Origin of the sequence: Amycolatopsis palatopharyngis, from assembly GCF_003385185.1 — a bacterium.
GTDB lineage: Bacteria > Actinomycetota > Actinomycetes > Mycobacteriales > Pseudonocardiaceae > Amycolatopsis > Amycolatopsis palatopharyngis.
The window spans coordinates 14,406-34,918 of sequence record NZ_PQHZ01000057.1 but is presented as its reverse complement, the minus strand read 5'-3'; the positions used below and the strand labels follow the sequence as shown (position 1 = coordinate 34,918).

The following is a 20,513-nucleotide window of genomic DNA, read 5'->3' as shown; positions in this document are numbered from 1 at the left end:
GTTCCGTGTGCCGGAAAATGCCTTGGGGGCAGGGTGATCGCCGGCGGACAGGTCAACGTGAGGCTGGCCCACCCCGAAGGGGGTCGGGCGGGTTCGGGGGAGGATCCGCCTGGGGTGGGTGGGGACGCCGGCCGGGCCGACACTGTCGGCGCCGGTCGGCAACCCCAGAACAACTACAACTACTGCTCCGAACGAGTGAGAGATGCATTCAGGTTGCCTTTTGGTGCTCACTGAGCGCGATACGACCGGGATACTGCGACCGCCGACATCAACAGCAGTCGACCGAAGTGGGGCACATACGGTGGCCGATGCGCAGACCGTGGAGGCAGACCCTCCGTGGGAGGGCCTGCAGGGCAACGAGCTGTACGCGGCATGCCTGCATGCCGCGCGGGCAGGCGACCGTGCCGCGATGAACCGGCTTGTCGCGGAGTTGAGTCCACTGCTGTGGCATGTCGCCCGCAGTAACGGACTCGACCGGCACGCCGCCGAAGACGTGGTGCAGACCGTGTGGCTGGCGTTGTTCAGTCATCTGCAGCAGCTGAAGGACCCGAGGGCGCTCGCCGCGTGGCTGATCACGACAGCCCGGCGAGAAGCACAGCGGGTGCACGGCCGGAAGATCCCACCGGTGCCGCTGACGGATGAACTCGCTGAGAACATGCCCTCCGACCAGCCGACACCTGATGGTGAAGCACTCAGGTCCGATCGCGATCGCCGACTCTGGTCCGCCTTCACCAAACTGCCGCAGCGCTGCCAGGAGCTGCTCAAGCTGACCGTGCTCGCCGGGCGCACCGAATACCGTCTGGTCGCGGACGCCTTACGCATGCCCCACGGCAGCATCGGACCAACACGTGGACGCTGCCTGATCATGATGCGCGGCCTCCTCGAACGCGAAGGGGGCACGGCATGAACGAGACCTCGCAGGAACGCAGCGCGTTTCCGGACGACGAGACGCTGCTTGCCGACCTGGACCGGTTGATCGACAGTGTCGATCCGGTTCCCGACGGTCTGATCGAACGCGTGCAGTTCGCGATCGCGCTGGAGAACCTGGACGTGGAAGTGGCTCGCTGGGAGCGCGCCGACGCGCTGACCGGGGTACGCGGAACCGACGAGGGCACGATCACGTTCACCGTCAGCGACCTCACCGTGATGATCAACCTCACGCGCGTGGGGATGCACCACCGGATCGACGGCTGGCTGGTGCCGGCGGGGGAGTTCGGAGTGGAGGTCCGCGTCTCGGAGCACGGCTCGTCCTGCACCGTCGCGGACGAGGGCGGACGGTTCGTGCTCGATCACGTTCCCCGGGGCACCACCCAGATCGTGGTCACAGTCGGCGGTAGCGCCTCTGGGCGTACTGTCGTCACGCCGACAGTCATTCTTTAGTCGGCCGGACGGCAGGTGGAATTGCGAGGTGTGCTCCTATTGGTCCCGTGCGCGGTTCACCACCTGATCCAGCCACCGTCGTCCGAGCGCGCCGACTGTACGAGCGCGCGGCCCGCGCGGCCGCCGACCAGCGCCCCGCCGAGGCCGCACGACTGCTGACCCAGGGGCTTCGACAGCTCGATGCCCGGCATCGCGACGACAGCGACATCGAGATTCTGGTGCTGCGCGCGCGCAGCATGATCAGCCTTGCCTCCGCGATCGCGGAGACCGTGTCCACGAAGGCAGGGCTGGCTCACCTCGCTCGCGCCGACCGAGTGCTGGAGCAGTTGCCCGATGGCCAACGCCGTGAGTCGCTGACCGCGGTGAGAGGCCTGCAGCACGCCGTGATCATGTTCCGCACGGGGCGGCTTCGCGAGGCGCTCGACCTGCTCGACGTCATCCTGCCCACGTTGGACGAGCGCATACCGGAGAACCGGCTGCTTCTGACGCGCAATCTGCTCAACCGCTCGCATGTCCACCTGCTGATGAATCATCCGGACGCCGCACTCGCCGATCTCAGGAGAAGCCTGACCCTGGCGGTGAACCACGGCTATCGCCTGCTCGAAGCGAAAATCCGGCACAACCTCGGCGATCAGGCGCACCTGGTCGGAGATGTTCCCGCGGCCCTGGACCACTACGAACAGGCCGCCCGCATCTTCGCGGAGGAGGGACCCGGTTCGCTGCCGAAGATTCAACTCGACCAGGCCAAGGCCTTACTGACAGCGGGACTGGCCGAAGAGGCAGCGAAACACCTTGACGAGGCGCTGACGGAACTGCAGCGCAACGGCGTGGTCCAGGACGTCGCCGAGGCCCAGGTGGCCCGTGCCGCCGCGGCCATCCTGCTGGGCGATCTCGACACGGCCGTGCAATTGGCGCGGGAGGCCCGCCGTAGTTTTCTGCGGCGGGGCCACCACTCCTGGGCCGAGGTCGCCATGCTCACTCGGCTGCGTGCCGAAACCCTCGTGATTCTCGACGGCCCGCTGGCCCGGTCCCCTGCCCGGCTGGTCAGCGACCTAGGCGATCTCGCCGACCGGCTCGCCGGGCTGGGACTACGGGACGAGTCCGCCGTCGCCCGGTTGCTCGCGGTCCGGCTGCTGATCCGCCGTGGCTCACTCGATGCCGCCGCGAAGGGACTCGCGCGCGTCCCACGGCCACACCGCACCACCCCGGTCGACCACCGGATGTTGTTGCGGCTGTGCACGGCGGAGCTGGCGGTGGCCACAGGCAGGCACCGTTCCGCACTCGCCCAGGCGCGGGCCGGGCTGACGGAACTGGGCTGGGCGCGCGACCGGATGGGCGGGCTCGACCTGCTCTGCGGAACCGCCGTGCACGGTCAGGAACTGGGCAGCCTCGCGGTCCGGCTGCTGCTGGAGAAGGCCCGCGGTCAGGCTGGCGCTCGCCGGGTCCTCGCCTGGCAGGAACGAACCAGGGCACAGGTGTACCGGTACGAGCCGCTACCCGCCGTCGAAGACCCGGTGCTGGCCAAGCACATCAACGAAATGCGTCACGTGCAACGAACGGTGCAGCAGCACCGGCTCGAGGGTAAGCCGGTCGGCTCGCTCGAACAGCGCTACGCCTGGCTGCAACGGGAAGCCAGCAGGCTCGGCTGGTACACCAGCCAATGGGGCAAACCGCGTCCCGTGTGCGCTCCCGAGGAGATCACCCGCCGGCTCGGCGACCGCGTGCTGGTCAGTCTCGCCGCCAGCGAAGGCGAACTGTTCGCCGTCGTGGCCCGCGACGGCGGGTTCCGGCTCGTACGCCTGGGTTCGCTGGCCGAGACGGAGGAAACGGCCCGGCAACTGCACGCCGACCTCGACGCCCTCGCCCCCGACCACCTCCCGTCGGCACTCGCCGACGCCGTGGCGAATTCCGCACGCAGGCGCGCCGACCTCCTGGACCGGCTCCTGGTCCAGCCACTGCTGGAGTTGATAGGCGACCGGGAACTCGTGGTCGTGCCGATCGGTCCCCTCTACTCGCTGCCGTGGTCGGTACTGCCCTCACTGCGTGCCCGGCCCGTTTCGGTGGTTCCCTCGGCGACGGCCGGGGTGGCGGCCGCGGACCGGAAGGAGCCCGGCACTTCGAGTCCGGTCGTGCTCGTCGGTGGACCAGGGGTGCCCGGGGCGATCGGCGAGGTACGCCAGCTGCGCTCGGTGTACCCGCAGGCCGGAGTGGTCGACGGCGAACACGCGACCAGCTCAGCGGTGCTGGCCGCGCTCGACGGTTCCCGGCTGGCGCACCTCGTCGCGCACGGCACCCACGAACCGGCGAACGCACTGTTCTCCCGGCTCGATCTCGTTGACGGCCCCATCTTCGCCCACGAGACAACCCGGCTCGGCGCACCACCGGAACACGTCGTGCTCGCCGCGTGCGAGTTGGCGATGAGTCACATCCGGCCGGGGGAGGAGGCGCTCGGCTTCGCCGGAACCCTGTTGGCCAGCGGTGCGAGAACCGTGGTCGGAGCGGTGGCCAGGGTGGGTGATCAGGCCGCGGCCGAGACGATGTCCGCCCTGCACGAGCGGCTGGCGTCGGGAGTGTCCCCCGCGCTGGCGCTGGCGGAGGCGAACGCGGTGGATCCGCTGCGCCGGCCGTTCCTGTGCCTCGGCTGCGGCTGACGGGACGGCCTCGCTTCGCAGGCTCCGCTCCGCGTGCGCCTCGCTGCGCCGGGGCACCCGGGCACCTCGGCAGTCACCTACCGTCTCCGGCTACGCACAGCGCCCATCGGCCTCGCTCCGCAGGCTCCGCTCCGCGTGCGCCTCGCTACGCCGGGGCACCCGGGCACCTCGGCAGTCACCTACCGTCTCCGGCTACGCTCGGGCCATGTCGCGTCGCTCTCTTCACACTCCCGCCCCTGACGTCGCGAGCCTGCGTGCCCGCCTTGACCGCGCCCGTGATGCGGCGGCGAACGCGGACACCGACGCGCTGCTGATCGCTCCGGGCTCCGATCTGCGGTACCTGATCGGCCAGGCTGGCGGCTCGTTCGAGCGCCTGACCACTCTCGTCGTTCCCGCGGGCGATGCCCCGCCCGCGCTCGTGCTGCCCAAGCTCGAGGCTCCCGGCTACGCGGACGTTCCCATGGACGAACTCGGTATCGAGGTCGTGACCTGGGTCGACGGCGAGGACCCCTACCGGCTGGTGTCTGACCGGCTCGGCACGCCCGGGCGGGTGGCTGTCAGCGACACCATGGTCGCCCTGCACGTCCTCGCGCTGCGCGGTGCGCTGGGCTCGGCGGAGCAGACACTCGCTGGACCAGTGGTGCGAGAACTGCGGATGCGCAAGGACGAGGCCGAGATCGCGGCGCTGCGCAAGGCCGGTGCCGCGATCGACCGAGTGCACGCCAGGATGGGCGAGTGGCTGCGCCCCGGCCGCACCGAGGCCGAGGTGGGCGCCGACATCGCGGCCGCGATCGTCGACGAGGGCCACACCGGGGCCGAGTTCGTCATCGTCGGTTCGGGAGCCAACGGCGCCAGCCCGCACCACGACGTCTCCGACCGGGTGATCGAGCGCGGGGACGTCGTCGTGGTCGACATCGGCGGCCCGATTCCCGAGGGCTACAACTCGGACTCCACCCGTACCTACGCGCTCGGATCGCCGAAGGGCAGCGACGTCGAAGACACCTACGCCGTCCTGCTCGCGGCCCAGCGCGCGGCCGTGGAGATCGTGCGCCCCGGCGTGACCGCGGCCCAAATCGACGGCGCCGCCAGGGACGTCATCGCCGACGCCGGGTTCGGCGAGTTCTTCATCCACCGCACCGGCCACGGCATCGGCCTGGACGTGCACGAGGAGCCCTACATCATGGGCGGCAACGACCTGCCCGTCGAAGAGGGCATGGCGTTCAGCATCGAGCCGGGGATCTACCAGGCAGGCCGGTGGGGCGCGCGCATCGAGGACATCGTCGTCGTCACAGCCGACGGGGTGGAGCCGCTGAACAACCGGCCGCACGAACTCGTCGTGCTCGACGCATGACCGCCGGCCCTCTGGAACCTCTCGACCAGGCGATCGCCAGGGAACTCGCCGCCGATGGACGGCGCAGTTTCACCGATCTCGCCGAACGGGTCGGGCTCTCGGTGTCGGCGGTGCACCAGCGGGTCCGGCGACTGGAACAGCGCGGTGTCATTCGCGGTTACACCGCACGCCTGGACGGCGAGCAGATCGGGCTTCCGCTGACCGCGCTCATCTCGCTGACCCCCAACGATCCGGCCGCACCCGACGATTATCCGCAGCGGCTGGAACACATCACCGAGATCGAGTCGTGCTACTCCGTGGCCGGGGACGAGTCCTACATCCTGCTGGTCAGGGTCGCGTCGCCGCTCGGTCTGGAGGACCTGCTGCGGCGGATTCGCGAGGTCGCCAAGGTGTCCACCCGGACAACCGTCGTACTGTCCACGCCGTTCGAGGGGCGCTCGCCGACGCTGTAACCCCGGCGATGTGCCGGATTGGGCGGAGTGCCGCGGGTTACGGGAGTTGAACGGCTGGCTTCGCCCGCTGTAGCGCGGCGGATCACGCGACGAACAACCCGCCCCGCACCCCCGCCGTTATGTACACTTGTACATGTCGGTTTCCGCACGATGAGCGACAGGGTGGTACGGATGAGCTGGGTGTTCCTGATCAGTGCGATCCTCACCGAGGTCTTCGCGACCACCTGCATGAAACTGTCGGAAGGCTTCACCCGCCTGTGGCCGAGTGTCGGGATGGCGGTCGGCTACCTTGCCGCGTTCGCCTTCCTGACCTTCGCCCTCAAATCCTTCGAGGTCGGCACCGCGTACGCGCTGTGGGCCGGACTGGGTACGGCGCTCGTCGCGATCATCGGCGTGCTGCTGCTCGGAGAGGCGTTCACCTGGACGAAGGTGGCCGGGATCGTGCTGGTCATCGGGGGAGTGGTGGTGCTCAATCTCGGTGGTGCGCACTGATGTCGCGCCCGGCTGAGACACGACGCGGGCAGCCACGGCGTGCCCGGCGACACGACCCCCATCGGCGCGAGCGTATCGCCGACGCCGCCGAAGCGGTGATCGCCGAACTCGGCATCGAGGCGTTGACGCACAGGGCGGTCGCGCAACGCGCCGATGTTCCGCTCGGATCGACGACGTATCACTTCGCCTCCCGTGACGATCTGATCCAAGTGGCGCTGGAACGGGCGACCGACCGGTTTCTGGCGCACGAGGCCGGCTGGTTGCCGTCCGGGAAACAGGAAGCCGATCTCGAGGGCATGCTGGCCGATCGCGTGCTCGACTACTGTTTCGGCGATTGGCGCACCCGGTCGATCGTCTGTTATGAGCTGTACCTGGCCGCGTTGCGCCGACCGGCGCTACGGGCGACGGCGAACCGATACAACGACGCCGTCGCCGCAACGCTGGCCGGGCTCGTCGGTCCTGTCCGCGCATCGGCCCTCACCGCCCTGCTCGACGGGCTGAGCCTGCGTTGCCTGCTCGCCGACCGCGCCCCGGACCGTCGCGAGCTGCGCGACCTCATCGCCTGTGTACTGCCTGGATGACGATCGCGGCCACGTGCCCGGGCGGTCACGGCCAGCTCAGTTCAGCGGTCCTGCCACCGTCGCGGCATGCAGCCGGCCGTCGTCGCCTTCGAGGCAGGCCGCGGCTGGGTCGGCCGTGCCGAGGAACTCGGTGACACACCTCGCGAACTGTGCGTGTCCCGCGGCGTTGGGGTGAAAGGAATCCTGGATCGCGTGCCCCGCACGATCGGCGTCGGTGAGGTCGGTCCACTGCACGGTGAGCCTGCTGAACCACTCCGAGCTCGGGTCGTCGCCGCCGCTGCAGGCCTCGTGCCCGTAGCCGGCGGAGGAGAAGTCGAGGAACCGGGCCGAGGTCTGCGCGGCGGCCTCCCGTAAACCCGCGGCGAGGGTCTTGACGGCCTCCTGCTTGACCCATCGCAGATCCTCGATCCGGAATGGACAGCCGTTGAGTGAGCGGTACTCCTCGGGAATGTCCGGCCCGATCGGTGCCGCGTAGGACTGCAGGACCAGCTGATAGTCCTCGGTGTCATACCCGGCGCGGCGCAGGACTTTGCGGATGTCCTCGACCGCTCCGACGACCTTCGGCACCATCGCGTCGACTCGCCGCTGCCAGTCGGCCTTGACGCGGTCGCTGCAGGGCGGAACACGATCGCTGAACCATGCGCGGAAGCACTCCGAGATCAGACCGGAGAAATGTGGGTCGTCGTTCGCGCCGAGGGCGACGACGACGGCGGAAACACGGTGGGTCTTTGTCAGCTCGGCGAGTCGCTGGGCCTGCGACGGTTCGGTCCACTGCCTGATGTCGCCGAGGGCGACCTGGGCCGACGGCGCCCCGGAGCAGGCCAGGTTGATCGTCTCCTCCGGGCCGGGCAGATCGATCTTGTGCACGGAGGCGTTGGGCGAGCGATGACACCAGTTCCCGTTCAACCCGTTGGTCTCCGGCAGGTAGTTTCCCGCCCCTTCACCGGACAGCGTGCTGTCTCCCATGGCCACGACGGTGAGCGGTCCGGTGCCAGGCGGGCCGGGTAGATCGTCCTGCGGGCCCGGTGACTGCCGCCCGAGAAGTGCGAACACCGCGACGAGGACGACGACCGCCGTCAGCGCCAGCCCCCCGAACCACCACCTGTACCGTCGCATCACTGTTGATACTACGGAAGCGCGGCGGCATCCCAGATCACATGTCGATCAGGACTCCTTCTCGGAGCCCGACCCTGCGATCGGCGATCCGGTGCACGGCTTCGTCATGTGTCGCCACGATCAGCGCCGCGCCTTCGTCGGCGCACCTGCGCAGCATCCGCAGCACGGCGGGAGTGCTGCCGGCGTCGAGATGCGCGGTCGGTTCGTCGATGAGCAGCACGGCCGGCCTGCCACTGACCGCTCTGGCCAGCGCCACCCGTTGCTGTTGCCCGAAGGAGACCTCCAGCGGGTAACGCTCGCCCAGCTCACCCACCCCCAGCTCGGTGAGCAGTTCGCGCACCCTGTCGGTGATCGCCGCGGCGCTGAGCCGAAGGTCGGGGCGGAGCCGCAGCGGCAAGGCGACGTTCTCGGCCACGGTCAGCTCGGTGGCGAGTCCGAGCGCCTGGGGCAGAACCGCGCAGGTGTGCCAGGAAGGTGCCCCGTTCATCGGCTCTCCGTCGAGCAGGACCGTGCCCGAGTCTGGTGAGTCGAACCCGCAGAGCAGGGCCAGCAGGGAACTCTTGCCCGAACCGGATCTGCCGGACACGGTCACCAGTTCTCCCCGCGACACCCGCAACTCCAGGCCCCGCAGTACCGATACCGCGCCGCTCGGATGTGGGAACCGCCGGTGCAGATCGACGGCGTGCACGGCAGGATGTGCCAGTTCGGTCATGGGTCCCCGTTCTCGTCCACTCGTCCCGCGGTCAGCCGGACCACCCGCGTACCCAGCTCGATCAGTCGCTCGTCGTGCGAGGTGACGACCAGCGCGACGTCGTGGCGGGCCAGGTCGCGCAAGGTGTCGAGCACCAGATCGGCCGACTGCTCGTCCAGTTGTGACGTCGGTTCGTCCGCGAGGATCACCGAGGACCCGCGCGCGAGTGCGCAACCGAACGCCAGCCGTTGCTGCTGCCCGCCGGACAACGCGGTTACCGGCCACGAAGCCGTTCCGCCGAGCCCGAGCTGATCGAGAAGTGCCTCGGAGTCGCAATCCCGGTTCGCGGATTCGGCTGCCGCCCGCAGGTTCTTGCCGGCACTGAGATAGTCCAGCAGGTTGTCGGTCGGGTTCTGGAACACCTGACTGAGGTCGCGGCGACGGATGGCCCTGCGTCCCGCGTGGCCGAGGCCGCCGACGTCGGTCCCCCGAAAGCACAGGCGGCCCCTTGCGGGCTGTTCGAACAGGCCCAGCACCCGCAGCAGCGTGGATTTCCCCGAGCCGGACGGGCCGGCCAGTACCGTGATGCCGGCCGAGGGCACGGCGAGCGTGACGTCGTGCACTCCGCTCACGACGCCCGCGGGGGTGACGTAGTCGACGCCGACCTCGTGCAGGTCGAAGACGTGTTCCGGGCTAGGCACGTAGCAACTCCGCGGTCCGGGCGGTGCGCACCGAGCGCATCGCGAGCCAACCGGCGAGGGCCACGACGATGGCGCCGGCCGCGAACACACCCAGCACGAACGGGGTGAGGTCGGGCAGTTCCGACCGCGGGGCCAGCCACCCGGCAGGATCGAACCGGGGCACCGAGATCCCGGCGACGGCCGCTCCGCAAACGACGCCGGTCAGCACGGCGAGTCCGGCGAGCGCACCCACTTCCAGGATGTAGCTGCCGAGCAGGGCACGTGGGCGCAACCCCATCCGCAACACGAGTGCACCCGCGAGGGCGTTCTGTCTCCTGCGTACCTCGACGGCCACGAGCAGGGCCAGTGCCGCGACGAGGCCGAGTACGGCCCCGAGCATGGTGACGTAGGCGAAGCTCCACTCCACGACGTAGAACGGCAACGCGTCGAGCGCGGTCGCGCGGCTCATCGGGTTCAGCTGGAGGATTCCCCCATCGGCCAGTGCCACGGACAAATCGTCCAGCGACCACGAGGACAGGATGCTCCAGCGCGGTACGGAGTCGAGTTGGTCCGGCGTGAGCGCGTCCCGGGAGATGACATATCCGGGCTGCGAGCCGATGATCGGGAACACCGGCACGTCCGCGACGGGGTTGGCGTCGGGAAGGCCGGGAAGCGCGGCCGACTGTTCCGGCGTGTGCCCCACCCGGATGGCGGGAGTGCCGGGGCCGGTGGCCCCGTCGAGCGTTCGCAACAGTGCTCCGGCGTCCGGGACTCCGTCCAGCCAAGCCACCGAGCCGATCTTGGCGGGTTCGACGACCAGCACGACGCTGCCGGTACCGGTCAGCTCACCGACCACGGTGCTGCTGTCGCGAAGTGGCGCGGGCAGCGGGGTTTCACCCAGCCCTACCGGTTGCTCGGTGTCCACGCGTGAGTTGGCGCCGACGAACGTGCCGGACTTGGTGTCGAGTGACTGCCGTTGCGCGTCCGCGATCGCGTTTCCCGCCGACAGCGTGCCGATGGCGACGACACCGATCGTCAGTACGGCGACCACTGGAGCCCGTGCGCTGGCCATTCGCCGGATCGCCAGTTGCAGGGTGGGCCGGGACCAGAACACGGCGCGAGGGGAGAGGCGCAGTATCAGCCAGGCCAGTCGCGCGGCGATCAGCGCGGCCGTGAGGACGACGAATACCGGGTAGGTCAGGGCGATCGGGTCCACCTGGGGCAGGGGGTTGAGCGATCCGGACGACTGGCGGTAGCGCACGAGCCGGAGCCAGCCGATCAGTGCAAGGGCCGCGGTCACCAGTTCCCAGGGGATCCAGAGCAGGATCCGGCCACGGCCCGTTCCGTGCAGGCGGCCGAGTTGGAACTCACGGTGGGTGCGACGCGCTACTACCGCCGCGAGTAGTCCGAGTGCGAACAGCAGGACGGCCCCGGCCGCCCCGGCGGCGGTCGCCGCCGCGGTTGCGCTCGCGGAGCCCGGCGGGCCGTAGCTGTCGAGCAGTAGCCACGCGAGAGCCGATCCGGACACACCGCCCGCCACCAGAGGCAGACCGAGTTCGGCCACGGCGAGAAGGCCGATACCCGCCGGGCTCGTACCGCGCGCGGCGAGCAGCCGAGCCACACTGTGTCGTCGCTGGTACCACTGCAGACCGACGGTGCCGACTCCGGCGATGGCGACCAGGACGCTGATCAGCGCCAGCGGAAGGATGGAGCCGAGCACGTTCGTCTGCGCCTTCTGCGCGATCTCCACAGAACGTGCGAACGGCACGCCGGCATTGATCCCGCCGGCCAGGTCAAGACGTTCCAGTTCCGCCCGGGTTTCGCCGACCGCGGCCTCGGACCTGCGCGCCTGGTCGTAGGCCTCGTCCAGCGTGCGCGGTGCGGGCCCGGGGAAGGTTATGTTGAGCCACTCGACTCCGTCGGAACCCGCCGCACGCGCGGCGGCGACGAAATCCTCCCTGTTGTTGGCGAAGACCACCGCACCACCGGGCGGATCGATGATTCGCTGCTGTACGGCCATGTCTCGTTGCGAACACCACCAGCGCGGCACGGGTTCTTCGAGATCGGTGTGCAGGCTGACGATCGGCGGCATCGAACCGCGCTGGCCCCTGGTGCCGACCGGAATCTGCTCCTGCAGTGCGAGATTGCCACCCATCGACAGTCCAGGACGGCCTGGATCACCGTTGATGATCTGGAGACGCTCGATGCCGCCGTCGGTGTAACCGAGTCTGGTCTTGTAACTCGTGCCGCCGAACTCGACGTTCGGCAGATTCGGGGTGTACATGGCGATCTGCGGCGTGCCGAAACCGTGCTCGGCGGCGTTTCGCCGAACCGTGTCGGCGATACGGGGAATGTCCTCGAAATAGATCGCCCGGCCGGTGACGGTTGGTCCGTGCGCGTCGGGGCAGGCGCTTTCCGACTGGTAGTCGACGGCGGCTCCGCTTGCGGCCGAGGCGTGCAGCACGGTGGCAGAGGCCAGAAAGCACGCCAGTAACGCGGTCACGGTGGCGGCGACCAAGGTCAGAGGGCTTGCCAGCGCCGCCCGGGGAGCCGCCCGCCACGGCAGTCTTCGCATACCGCCGAACGCTACCCAAACGAAGGACGGCGTGGTGGTGACTTGGCGGAACCGGCCTGCAGAAACCTGCTCCGTTTCGCGAGCCGGAGAACTCGTCGCGGCAGTTCGCGCAGATCAGGATTTGTTACGTGTCGTGCAGACGCAACCGCGCCGATACGAACCGGCGGTGGTGGCGCGGCAGAAGCGGTTCGCGATCTGGTCGTGCGTACTCAGTGGGTGATCGCAGGCCGCGCACCCGTTCGTGCGGTACTCGCCGGTGCTGGAGGCGCTTGGATTCGCGTCGGTCGTGGGCATACCGCTCCCGTTCGTGCTTGTGCTCGAAATCAAGCGGTGCGAATGGCACCGGGAGACCGTGGCGATAGTTTCGCGCTCTTTCAGGCTACACCTGACCAGGTGTCGCGGACGGCCGCACACCGCCGCGCCCCGTGCGTCCGCCGGAGTCGGCGCCGCCCGCGCGTGGCCGTCCGGCGAGTTCGCGGTCTCCGCCGACGGCAGCGATGCGATAACCGGTGGACACGCCAGGTTCAGCGGGGGAGTGCAGGGTAGCGGGCTACCGCTGCACCGCGACCAACTCGACGAACTCGCGTAGTCCTTCGAGGCCGAGTTCGCGACCGATGCCCGACTGCTTGAGGCCACCGAACGGGGCCCGCAGGGTGGCGGCGGCACCGTTCACGTCGACCTGACCGGTCCGCATCCGCCGCGCGAGGTCCGCCGCTCGTTCAGGCTCACCCCAGACCGCGCCATGTAACCCATACCGCGTTCCGGTGGCGATTCGCAGTGCTTCGACCTCGGTGCGGTAGGGCAGCACCACGAGCACGGGCCCGAACACCTCCTCCTGCGCGATCTCCCAGTCCGGAGCGGAATCCGCGACAACGAGCGGGGAACAGTAGTGCCCGTACCCGGGCAGGTCGCCGCGCCGCCCGAGTACCCGGGCCCCGCTCGCCTCCGCTCTGCTGACGAAGCCGGCCACCCGCTCCCGCTGGTCGGCCGAAACCAACGGCCCGTTCTCAGTCCCCGCATCGCGGGGATCGCCCACGCGCACCGCTCGCATTCCTGCCTCGGCCTGCTCCAGCACCATGGAGTAGTGGTGCTCCGGCACGACCAGCCGGGTCCACGCACTACACGTCTGCCCGGAGTTCAGAGTGGCCGAGGCGACCGTCGCGGCCACCGCTTCCTCGATGTCCGCCTCCGGCAGCACGACGCTGGCGGACTTGCCGCCGAGTTCGAGGCAGACCCGCTTGACCGAACCCGCGGCCGCGGCCATCACCTGCGTGCCCACCGCTGTGGAGCCGGTGAAGGAGACCACGTCGACGTCCGGGTGCGCCGCCAGCGCCGCACCGACGACGCGACCGGAACCGGGTACCAGGTTGAACACACCGGGTGGCAACGCGGTCTCGGAGATCGCCTCGGCGAACAGGTACGCGCTCAACGGAGTCAGCTCGGCAGGCTTGGCGACGACCGTGCAGCCTGCCGCGAGTGCCGGGGCCACCTTGGCCGCCAGCTGGTACAGCGGGTAGTTCCACGGCGTGATCGTGGCGACCACACCGGCGGGCACCTCATGCAGTACCGAGTTGGCCACCTCCTCGCGCCCCGTCCTGGTGCGAACGAGTGCGGCGTAGTGCTCCACCACCTCGATCGCCACGTCCACCTGGAACTCGGCGGTGACGGTGACCGGGCAACCGACCTCGGCGACCACCGTGTCGATCAACTCCGCACGCCGCTCCCGCAACCGGCCCGCCAGATCCGCGAGCACGGCCGCGCGCGCCGGGTACGGCACCTCCGCCCATACTGGCAACTGCCGTGCCGCGGCGGCGACCGCCCGGTCGGCGTCCCCGGCCCCGGCGTCCGCGGCGTGGCCGACGACGGCTCCGGTCGCGGGATCGTGCACCGCGACCTTCGCCGGGACCGGCCGCCAGACGCCGTCGACGAACACGTCTCCCTGGTACTCAGCGCCGATCATCGCCAGCCTCCCGCAACTGCGCCAGTGGGGTGCCGTAGACCTGTTTGCCGAGCCATTGGCCGCCGTCCACGGTCAGTACCTCGCCGGTGATGTAGGCGGCGCGATCGTCCAGCAGGAAAGCCGCGGCCTCGGCGATCTCGCCGGTGCCCGCCGTCCTGGCCTGCGGCACGCTCGCGAGCACCCGCTCGCGACTGGCGGGCTCGGCCCACAGTGCCGCGCCCGCGCCCGCCGTCTCCGTGGGACCGGGAGCGATGCAGTTCAGCCGGACTCCACGGTCCGCCCACTCCACGGCCAGGGTTCGGGTCATGGCGAGCACTCCCGCCTTGGCTGCCGCGCTGTGCACCGTGCCGGGATGACCGTGCCAGGCATAGCTGGCGATAACCGAGAGCACGCTGCCGGAGCCTTGCCCGAGCATCGTGTCCGCCGCGGCCCGCGTGCAGTGAAACGTCCCGTTCAACACGATGTCGATGACGGCTCGCCAGCCGCCGGGACTGAGCTTCTCGCCGGGGCAGACGAAGTTGCCCGCGGCGTTGTTGACGAGTGCGTCGATTCGCCCGTGCCGCTCACGAACGGTCGCGAACGCGGTGGCGACGGCGTCGGCGTCCCGCACATCGAGGACGACGGCATCGGCCTCCCCGCCCGCGGCCCTGATCTGTTCGGCGGTCTCCTGCAACGGCTCTCGGCGCCGCCCGCAGACGACCACGGTGCCGCCACCGGCGCCGTAGCGGGTCGCGACGGCCCTGCCGATACCGGAACCACCGCCGGTGACGACGGCGACGCGTCCGGAGAAGGGGCTGGCGGGGTCGGTCATCGGTACATCTCCTCTGTCATACCGTTCCACGTCAGCAGTGCGTCCACGGCGACAACGCCGTCGGGCGCCACTCGCAGTGGGTTGATCTCGCAGGCCGCGACGTGCGGCTCGGCCCGCGGAATGCGGGACACCGCCGCGACACATCGGGCGAGGGCGGCCAGATCCGTGCCGGGAGCGCCGCGCCACCCGAGCAGCAGCGGGTAGCCGCGCAGCCGGGTGAGCATCCGTGCGGCCTGCTCTTCGGTCACCGGGGCCAGTTCGAGAGCGGTGTCCCGCCACAGTTCCGCGGTGACCCCACCCGTGCCGACGACGATCACCGGGCCGAACACCGGGTCGCGCCTGACTCCGACGAGCATCTCCACGACCCCGGGGCGCTCGTCCATGCGCTCCACGACCAGGCTGGGCACCGCGAGACGATGGGTCAGTTCGCGGTAGGCCGCCGCGACCTCCTCCTCGGTCCGCAGGCCCAACACCACGCCGCCGACCTCGGTCTTGTGTGCCAGCTCCGCGACTTTCAACACGGTCCGGCCCGGCCAGCGTCTGCTGATCTCGACCGCCTCGGCGGCGGAGTTCGCCGTGGCCGCGTCGGCCATCGGCACACCGGCCCGCATCAGCACCTCACGGGCGGCGAGGTAGGACGCGTCACCGCCGGGCGGGGGAGTGGCTGCCGGCACCGGCGGCAACGCGCGTGGCCGTGCTCCGGTCCACTCCGCACTGCCCGCGAGGGCGAGCAGGGTGGTCCGCACATCGGCGAACACCGGAACACCGCCCCCGGTGAGGGTTCCTGTCGTGATCGGTTCGTCCGCCATGCTGTGCACGAGGACGGGGACCTTCGTGGTGAGCCGAGTGAGCCGTTCGGCGACCAGGCGCTCGGCGTCCGCCAGACTCGGACTGTCCTCTCCGAACCGTCCGAAGTAGCCGGTGAGCAGCACGGCGTCCACACTGTCCGCGACCGCCTCGGCCGCACGGGCGTACACGGTCATGTCCTGCTCACCCGCGCCCGCGAGATCGATCGGGTTGGACTGTGCGGCGTCCGGCAGCAGTGTGCGGACTCGTTCGCCGGCTTCGGCGTCCAGTGGTGCCACGGTGAGCCCGGCCGTGGCCGCGACGTCCGCGGCCAGTGCCGCCTGCCCGCCCGAGTCGGAGATCACCGCGATCCGCCTGCCCTGTGGACGGGTACCGAGCGCCAACGCGTGTGCCAGTGCCGCGGCGTGCGCCGGTGTGCCGGCACGGACCGCGCCCGCCGCCCGGCATGCGGCATCGAGCACGTCGATACTGCCGGTGAGCGCACCGGTGTGCGACCGCGCCGCGGCGCTACCCGCGGCGCTCGTACCGGCGGCCAGCACGACGAGGGGTTTACCCGCCGCGCGCAGTGCGGTGGCGGCCTCCAGGAAGGCTCTCGGATCGCGCACGTCCTCCAGGTAGGTCAGGACGGCGCGGGTCGGCTCATCGGTCACGAGGGACGCGAGCAGTTCCTCGGTGGTGACGTCGACCTGTCTGCCGACCGAGGCGAACCGGGAGACCCCGGATCCGTGCCTGGCCAGCATCGCGGCGAGTTCGGAGCCCACCTGCCCGCTCTGGGTCACCACCGCGACCGGTCCCTGGACGAACCGGCCCCAGGCCAGCTGCAGCCGGGCGGCGGTGTCGGCGATGCCCAGTGAGCTCGGCCCCACGAGCCGGACACCTGCCGCGCGGGCCCGCTCCGCCAGTTCGTCGGCCAGATCGGGCCGCCGGGGTAGCCGGTGCAGCCCGTCGGTGATCACCAGCAGCGCCCGTGCACCCGTGTCGAGGGCCGCATCGACCGCGTCCGCCACGGCCGGTACGGGCACGGCGATCACGGCGAGGTCCACCGGGCCGCCGACCTCGCGGAGACTTCGAACCGTGGGTGTTCCGCACACCCGGGTCCCGTTGTGGTTCACCAGGTGGACCCGGCGCAGCTCTCGCCCGGACAGGGCACCGGAGGCGAGCCAGTGTCCCCATTTCGCCGGATCGTCACTGGCGCCGACGACCGCGACCGATCCAGGACGCCACAGCTGATCGAGGCCTTTCGCGCCGACGTTGTCCACAACAGACTCAAGCGCGGTCATCGAGGCTCCGGGAGATGATCAGGCGCTGGATGTCGGAGGTGCCTTCCTCGATCTCCTCCAGCTTGGCGTCGCGCATCCACTTCTCCACCAGGAACTCCCGGGAGTAACCCCAGCCGCCCAGGGTCTGGACGGCGGCCCAGGTGGCGTACATCGCGGTCTCGGACGCGACGAGTTTGGCCATCGCGGACTCCCGCGCGGCGGGTAGGCCCGCATCGATCCGCTTGGCGGCGCGCCAGGTCATCAGCCGGGAGGACTCGACGCGGGTGGCCATCTCGGCGAGGCGGAAGGCGACGGCCTGGTGTTCGATGATCGGTTTGCCGAACTGCTTGCGCTGCTGCGCGTACTCGGTCGCGTATTCGGTGGCCGCACGGGCGACGCCGGTGGCGGCAGCGGCGAGGATCGTCCTGGACCGGTCGAAGGTGTGCATCAGCCCGGCGAAGCCTGCACCCTCGTCACCGAGGCGATCGTCCGCGCCGACCTCGACTTCGTCCAGCACGACCTCCGCGTTGATCAGGGCCCGCTGGCCCATCTTGGGCCATGGCGCGGAGACGGAGAGACCGGGCGTGTCCTTTTGCACCACGAACGCGGTCACCCCCCGGGAGCGCAGTCGCGGATCGACGGTGGCGAAGACGACGTAGTACTCCGAGGCTCCGGCGTTGGAGATCCACGCCTTCCTGCCGGAGAGCACGTAACGATCACCCTTTGCCACGGCGCGGGTGCTCAGCCCGGCGGCGTCGGAACCCGTGTCCGGCTCGGTGACCGCCACCGAGGTCATGGGCGGGCGCTGCCGGGTCAGCGGCGTGAGGAACCGGGTTCTCTGTTCCGCGGTACCGAGTTCCAGCACCGGATGGGCGAAGAACCCGTTGGCGGTGAGCAGGTTGCCGATGGCGAGGTCGCCGGTGCAGAGCTCTTCCTGCACGAGGCACTGCGTGAAGACATCGGTGTAGCCGCCGCCACCGTATGACTCGGGCAGCATGAACGAGGTCAGCCCGACGTCAGCGGCGGCGTACCAGATGTTCCACGGAACTTCGGTGTCCGCCTCGTCGACCGCGCGGGCGATCGGCCGGATCTGCTCCGTGGCGAACGTGCGGCAGAGATCGAGGATGTCGTTCTGTTCTGAGCTGAGGTCGATCAGCTCGGTGGGAAGGCGCACGGCGACTCCTGGGTCGAGGGCTACTGGTCGGACAGCGATGACGAGCGCGAGGCGCGCTGAACTGCAATCTATTGATAACTGACGCGTCAGTCAATATTGAAGTCATGATTCGGCGCGAGGAAGCGCGGCAAGCCGCAGGGGAGCGATCAGGCGGGAAGGACGACCTTGTCGATGAACGACTGGCACGTGGCGCGCATCCGGGAAAGGGTCATGTTCCGGGAGCCGGCGAGCACCTGTAGTGCCAGCCCGTCGAGTACCGCGACGAGCAGGTTGGCGATCTCCACCGCGTCGGTGTCGCCGACCTGACCGGCGGCCTGCCCGTCGCGCACGATGCCCGCCACGAGACGCCGCCACTCGCCGTACGCGCGGTCGTTGAGTTCCTGCAGATCCGCGTCGTGGATCGCCTCGGCCCACAGTTCGGCCCATACGTGCCAGGCCTCCACGGTCTCGTCGTCCTGTGGCAGATAGGCGTCGACCAGTCGGCGTAGCTTGCTCACCGGATCTTCGTCCGACTCGAGGATGGCCGTCCTGCGCTCGAGTGAATGGGTGAAGTTCTGCTCGAACGCGGCCCGCACCAGCTCGCGCTTGTTCGCGAAGTAGTAGTGCACGATCCCGGAGGACAAGCCCGCCTCCTTGGCGACGTCCGCGACGCGCAACGCGCGGAAACCGCGCCCCGCGATCACCGCGCACGCGGCGTGCAGGATCTGTGCGCGTCGCTCCGTCTCGACACTGGGCCGCGGCATGGACACTCCTTCTCGCCGGTGGCTTACCGCGGCCCACTCTAGCGGAGTTGACTCATTGGTCAGTCAACTGTGATCGCGGCACCGGCTTCTCCTCCGCCGTCTCCTGCCGGTATCCACCCTTGTTCAGGGGCACCACGATCCACCGGGTGAGCGTGTAGTGCAGCACGCCGGCCACGACCACGGCGGGCAGCGACGCGGTGAGGAACACGAACATGGAGGCTGGTTCGTAGGTGACCGGGTCGAGCAGCGCCGCATAGGTCACCGCTCCTGCCGCGACCGCGACGAACGCGACGACATTGAATCCGTACCAGAACCCGTATCGCGAACGGTGTGCGGGCAGGTAGATGTCGCGCAGGCGAAGACGTTGCTTGCGCAGGATGAAGTAGTCGACGAACTGCACCGAACACAACGGAGCCACCAGGATCGCACCCCATGAGACGAACCGGGAGTAGTTGCCGTAGACGGCGGCCGGGAAGAACACCAGCACGGCAGCCGGGGCCAGGATCGCCGCGGCCAGTACGGGCCAGGGCACCCGGCGCAGCAGCCGGCCACCGCCACCCTTCAGGGCGACCATCGAGGAGTAGCCCTGGGCGACCACGCTGGTGACGTTGGCGAATCCGACGAAACCCAGTGCCACCATGCCGAGCACCACGCCCCCGAGCGGGATCATCCACATTGTCGGGTCCTCGGAGGACAGTGCCAGCGCCGCGAACGCGCCGACCACGGCGGCGATGACCGAGGTGAGGAACAGTCCCATCATGTTGGGCCAGAACGCGGCACGGGGACTCTTGGTCAAGCGGGCCAGATTGCCGACGTTGGGCCACCAGGCGAACCCGCCGGCGATGTTCAGTTCGACCGCGAGCATGAAGTCGAGGTGTGGGTCGCCGGTCGAATACAACGGTGCGATCGCGGCCAGTTCCGACCAGGAGGTACTCAGAAAGATCAGCACGAGCATCCCGACCGTGACCACGACGAGTCCGGGCGCGACGATGCGATTGATCCACTCAACGGAAACCGGCCCGCGCGAGAGAATCAGCCAGGACAGCACCACCGCCGCCAGCGCGATGAGGCTGACCGCCACACCGGAATCGCTGAACTCGGCGCCGAAAGCCTGGTTGGCGACATTGCGTAACGCATGTCCGAACATGATCGCGAGCACCGCGGACCAGGCGGCGGCCAGTAGTGCGGACATCGTGATCATGAGGACGCGGGCGCCGCTCGGGCCGAACACTGTGCGCAGGGCGACGAACTGCTCGAGGCCGTACTTCGCGGACGGGATACAGGGGACAAGGGCGACGAGCAGCACGCTGATGCCGTAACCGACGACGATACTCGCGATGGCCGCCTCGGCACCGACGTAGAGGGCGACGGCACCGCCCTGCAGGAACGCCCAGGTGGCGATGGAAAGTCCTACGTTGACCGAGGAGTAGCCCCAGAATCCCCAGATTCGTTCCTTGCCGAGCAGCGGCAGTTCGTTGAGTGTGGCGTCGCTTCCCGAGGTGGCGGGAGTGGCGTTGTCGCTCGCTGGTGCGCTCACGCTGGGTACCCCCAGATGATCAGTGCGGCGCTGAGGACGGCGACAGCCAGCACGGCCAGCCAGATGTCGCGCGCGGGCAGGTCCGGCAGGACGGACTCGCCGCTGTCGGGCGCTTCGAGTAGCGCGATCCTGCGCTCCAGTTCGGCCTCGAAGGTGGTGTCATGCATGACCACGTCTCCTATAGTTAACTGACGAATTAGTTATAGGAGTCTGTGACGTGGCCTACATGCATGTCAAGATGTTCTGTCATGAA

The 20,513-nt window shown here is 69.4% G+C and carries 19 protein-coding genes; 7 read left to right on the top strand and 12 right to left on the bottom strand.

Annotation, left to right across the window (positions count from 1 at the left end):
- The first annotated feature begins 301 nt into the window (after window positions 1-301).
- The 7 genes from D0C15_RS28985 to D0C15_RS28955 all read left to right on the top strand — a co-directional run bounded on the left by D0C15_RS28985 (window position 302) and on the right by D0C15_RS28955 (window position 6,907).
- Complete coding sequence (locus D0C15_RS28985) at window positions 302-907, top strand: RNA polymerase sigma factor (RefSeq protein ID WP_116051306.1); 606 nt, start codon at window positions 302-304, stop codon at window positions 905-907.
- Entirely contained in the window at window positions 904-1,380 is a 477-nt protein-coding gene (locus D0C15_RS28980; protein ID WP_116051305.1) for a carboxypeptidase regulatory-like domain-containing protein, read from the top strand. The genes D0C15_RS28985 and D0C15_RS28980 overlap by 4 nt, the downstream gene beginning before the upstream one ends.
- A 236-nt stretch (window positions 1,381-1,616) precedes the next feature.
- The gene (locus D0C15_RS28975) at window positions 1,617-4,031 is read left to right on the top strand and encodes a CHAT domain-containing protein (RefSeq protein ID WP_245976368.1); all 2,415 of its coding nucleotides are present in this window, start codon (window positions 1,617-1,619) and stop codon (window positions 4,029-4,031) included.
- A gap of 205 nt (window positions 4,032-4,236) precedes the next feature.
- Complete coding sequence (locus D0C15_RS28970; RefSeq protein ID WP_116051304.1) at window positions 4,237-5,382, top strand: M24 family metallopeptidase; 1,146 nt, start codon at window positions 4,237-4,239, stop codon at window positions 5,380-5,382.
- On the top strand, window positions 5,379-5,834 hold the full coding sequence (locus D0C15_RS28965; protein ID WP_116051303.1) for an Lrp/AsnC family transcriptional regulator: 456 nt from the start codon (window positions 5,379-5,381) through the stop codon (window positions 5,832-5,834). Before D0C15_RS28970 ends, D0C15_RS28965 begins: the two co-directional genes overlap by 4 nt.
- Before the next feature lie 171 nt (window positions 5,835-6,005).
- Window positions 6,006-6,326, top strand: coding sequence for a DMT family transporter (locus D0C15_RS28960; RefSeq protein ID WP_116051302.1), 321 nt, complete (start codon window positions 6,006-6,008; stop codon window positions 6,324-6,326).
- A complete protein-coding gene (locus D0C15_RS28955) occupies window positions 6,326-6,907 on the top strand; it encodes a TetR/AcrR family transcriptional regulator (RefSeq protein WP_116051301.1) in 582 nt (193 codons plus the stop codon). Before D0C15_RS28960 ends, D0C15_RS28955 begins: the two co-directional genes overlap by 1 nt.
- Before the next feature lie 36 nt (window positions 6,908-6,943).
- Here D0C15_RS28955 and D0C15_RS28950 read toward each other — a convergent pair whose 3' ends face one another.
- The 12 genes from D0C15_RS28950 to D0C15_RS34575 form a co-directional block, all read right to left on the bottom strand.
- Window positions 6,944-8,023: a GDSL-type esterase/lipase family protein gene (locus D0C15_RS28950; RefSeq protein ID WP_116051300.1), complete on the bottom strand. Its 1,080-nt coding sequence runs from the start codon at window positions 8,021-8,023 to the stop codon at window positions 6,944-6,946.
- A gap of 37 nt (window positions 8,024-8,060) precedes the next feature.
- A complete protein-coding gene (locus D0C15_RS28945) occupies window positions 8,061-8,735 on the bottom strand; it encodes an ABC transporter ATP-binding protein (RefSeq protein ID WP_116051299.1) in 675 nt (224 codons plus the stop codon).
- Window positions 8,732-9,415, bottom strand: coding sequence for an ABC transporter ATP-binding protein (locus D0C15_RS28940; RefSeq protein WP_116051298.1), 684 nt, complete (start codon window positions 9,413-9,415; stop codon window positions 8,732-8,734). The genes D0C15_RS28945 and D0C15_RS28940 overlap by 4 nt, the downstream gene beginning before the upstream one ends.
- Complete coding sequence (locus D0C15_RS28935) at window positions 9,408-11,969, bottom strand: ABC transporter permease (RefSeq protein WP_116051297.1); 2,562 nt, start codon at window positions 11,967-11,969, stop codon at window positions 9,408-9,410. Before D0C15_RS28935 ends, D0C15_RS28940 begins: the two co-directional genes overlap by 8 nt.
- A 114-nt stretch (window positions 11,970-12,083) precedes the next feature.
- Window positions 12,084-12,263, bottom strand: a complete 180-nt coding sequence (locus tag D0C15_RS34825; RefSeq protein ID WP_116051296.1) for an RGCVC family protein — start codon at window positions 12,261-12,263, stop codon at window positions 12,084-12,086.
- Between the two features lie 256 nt (window positions 12,264-12,519).
- On the bottom strand, window positions 12,520-13,929 hold the full coding sequence (locus D0C15_RS28920; RefSeq protein WP_116051294.1) for an aldehyde dehydrogenase family protein: 1,410 nt from the start codon (window positions 13,927-13,929) through the stop codon (window positions 12,520-12,522).
- Window positions 13,916-14,740, bottom strand: coding sequence for an SDR family oxidoreductase (locus D0C15_RS28915; protein WP_116051293.1), 825 nt, complete (start codon window positions 14,738-14,740; stop codon window positions 13,916-13,918). The genes D0C15_RS28920 and D0C15_RS28915 overlap by 14 nt, the downstream gene beginning before the upstream one ends.
- A complete protein-coding gene (locus D0C15_RS28910; RefSeq protein WP_116051292.1) occupies window positions 14,737-16,827 on the bottom strand; it encodes an acetate--CoA ligase family protein in 2,091 nt (696 codons plus the stop codon). Before D0C15_RS28910 ends, D0C15_RS28915 begins: the two co-directional genes overlap by 4 nt.
- Complete coding sequence (locus D0C15_RS28905) at window positions 16,814-17,980, bottom strand: acyl-CoA dehydrogenase family protein (RefSeq protein WP_116051291.1); 1,167 nt, start codon at window positions 17,978-17,980, stop codon at window positions 16,814-16,816. The genes D0C15_RS28910 and D0C15_RS28905 overlap by 14 nt, the downstream gene beginning before the upstream one ends.
- Before the next feature lie 146 nt (window positions 17,981-18,126).
- Window positions 18,127-18,723, bottom strand: coding sequence for a TetR/AcrR family transcriptional regulator (locus tag D0C15_RS28900; protein ID WP_116051290.1), 597 nt, complete (start codon window positions 18,721-18,723; stop codon window positions 18,127-18,129).
- A 52-nt stretch (window positions 18,724-18,775) separates the two neighbouring features.
- Entirely contained in the window at window positions 18,776-20,260 is a 1,485-nt protein-coding gene (locus D0C15_RS28895) for a cytosine permease (protein WP_211323367.1), read from the bottom strand.
- Window positions 20,257-20,427, bottom strand: a complete 171-nt coding sequence (locus tag D0C15_RS34575) for a hypothetical protein (RefSeq protein WP_170161372.1) — start codon at window positions 20,425-20,427, stop codon at window positions 20,257-20,259. The genes D0C15_RS28895 and D0C15_RS34575 overlap by 4 nt, the downstream gene beginning before the upstream one ends.
- Window positions 20,428-20,513: the final 86 nt, after the last annotated feature.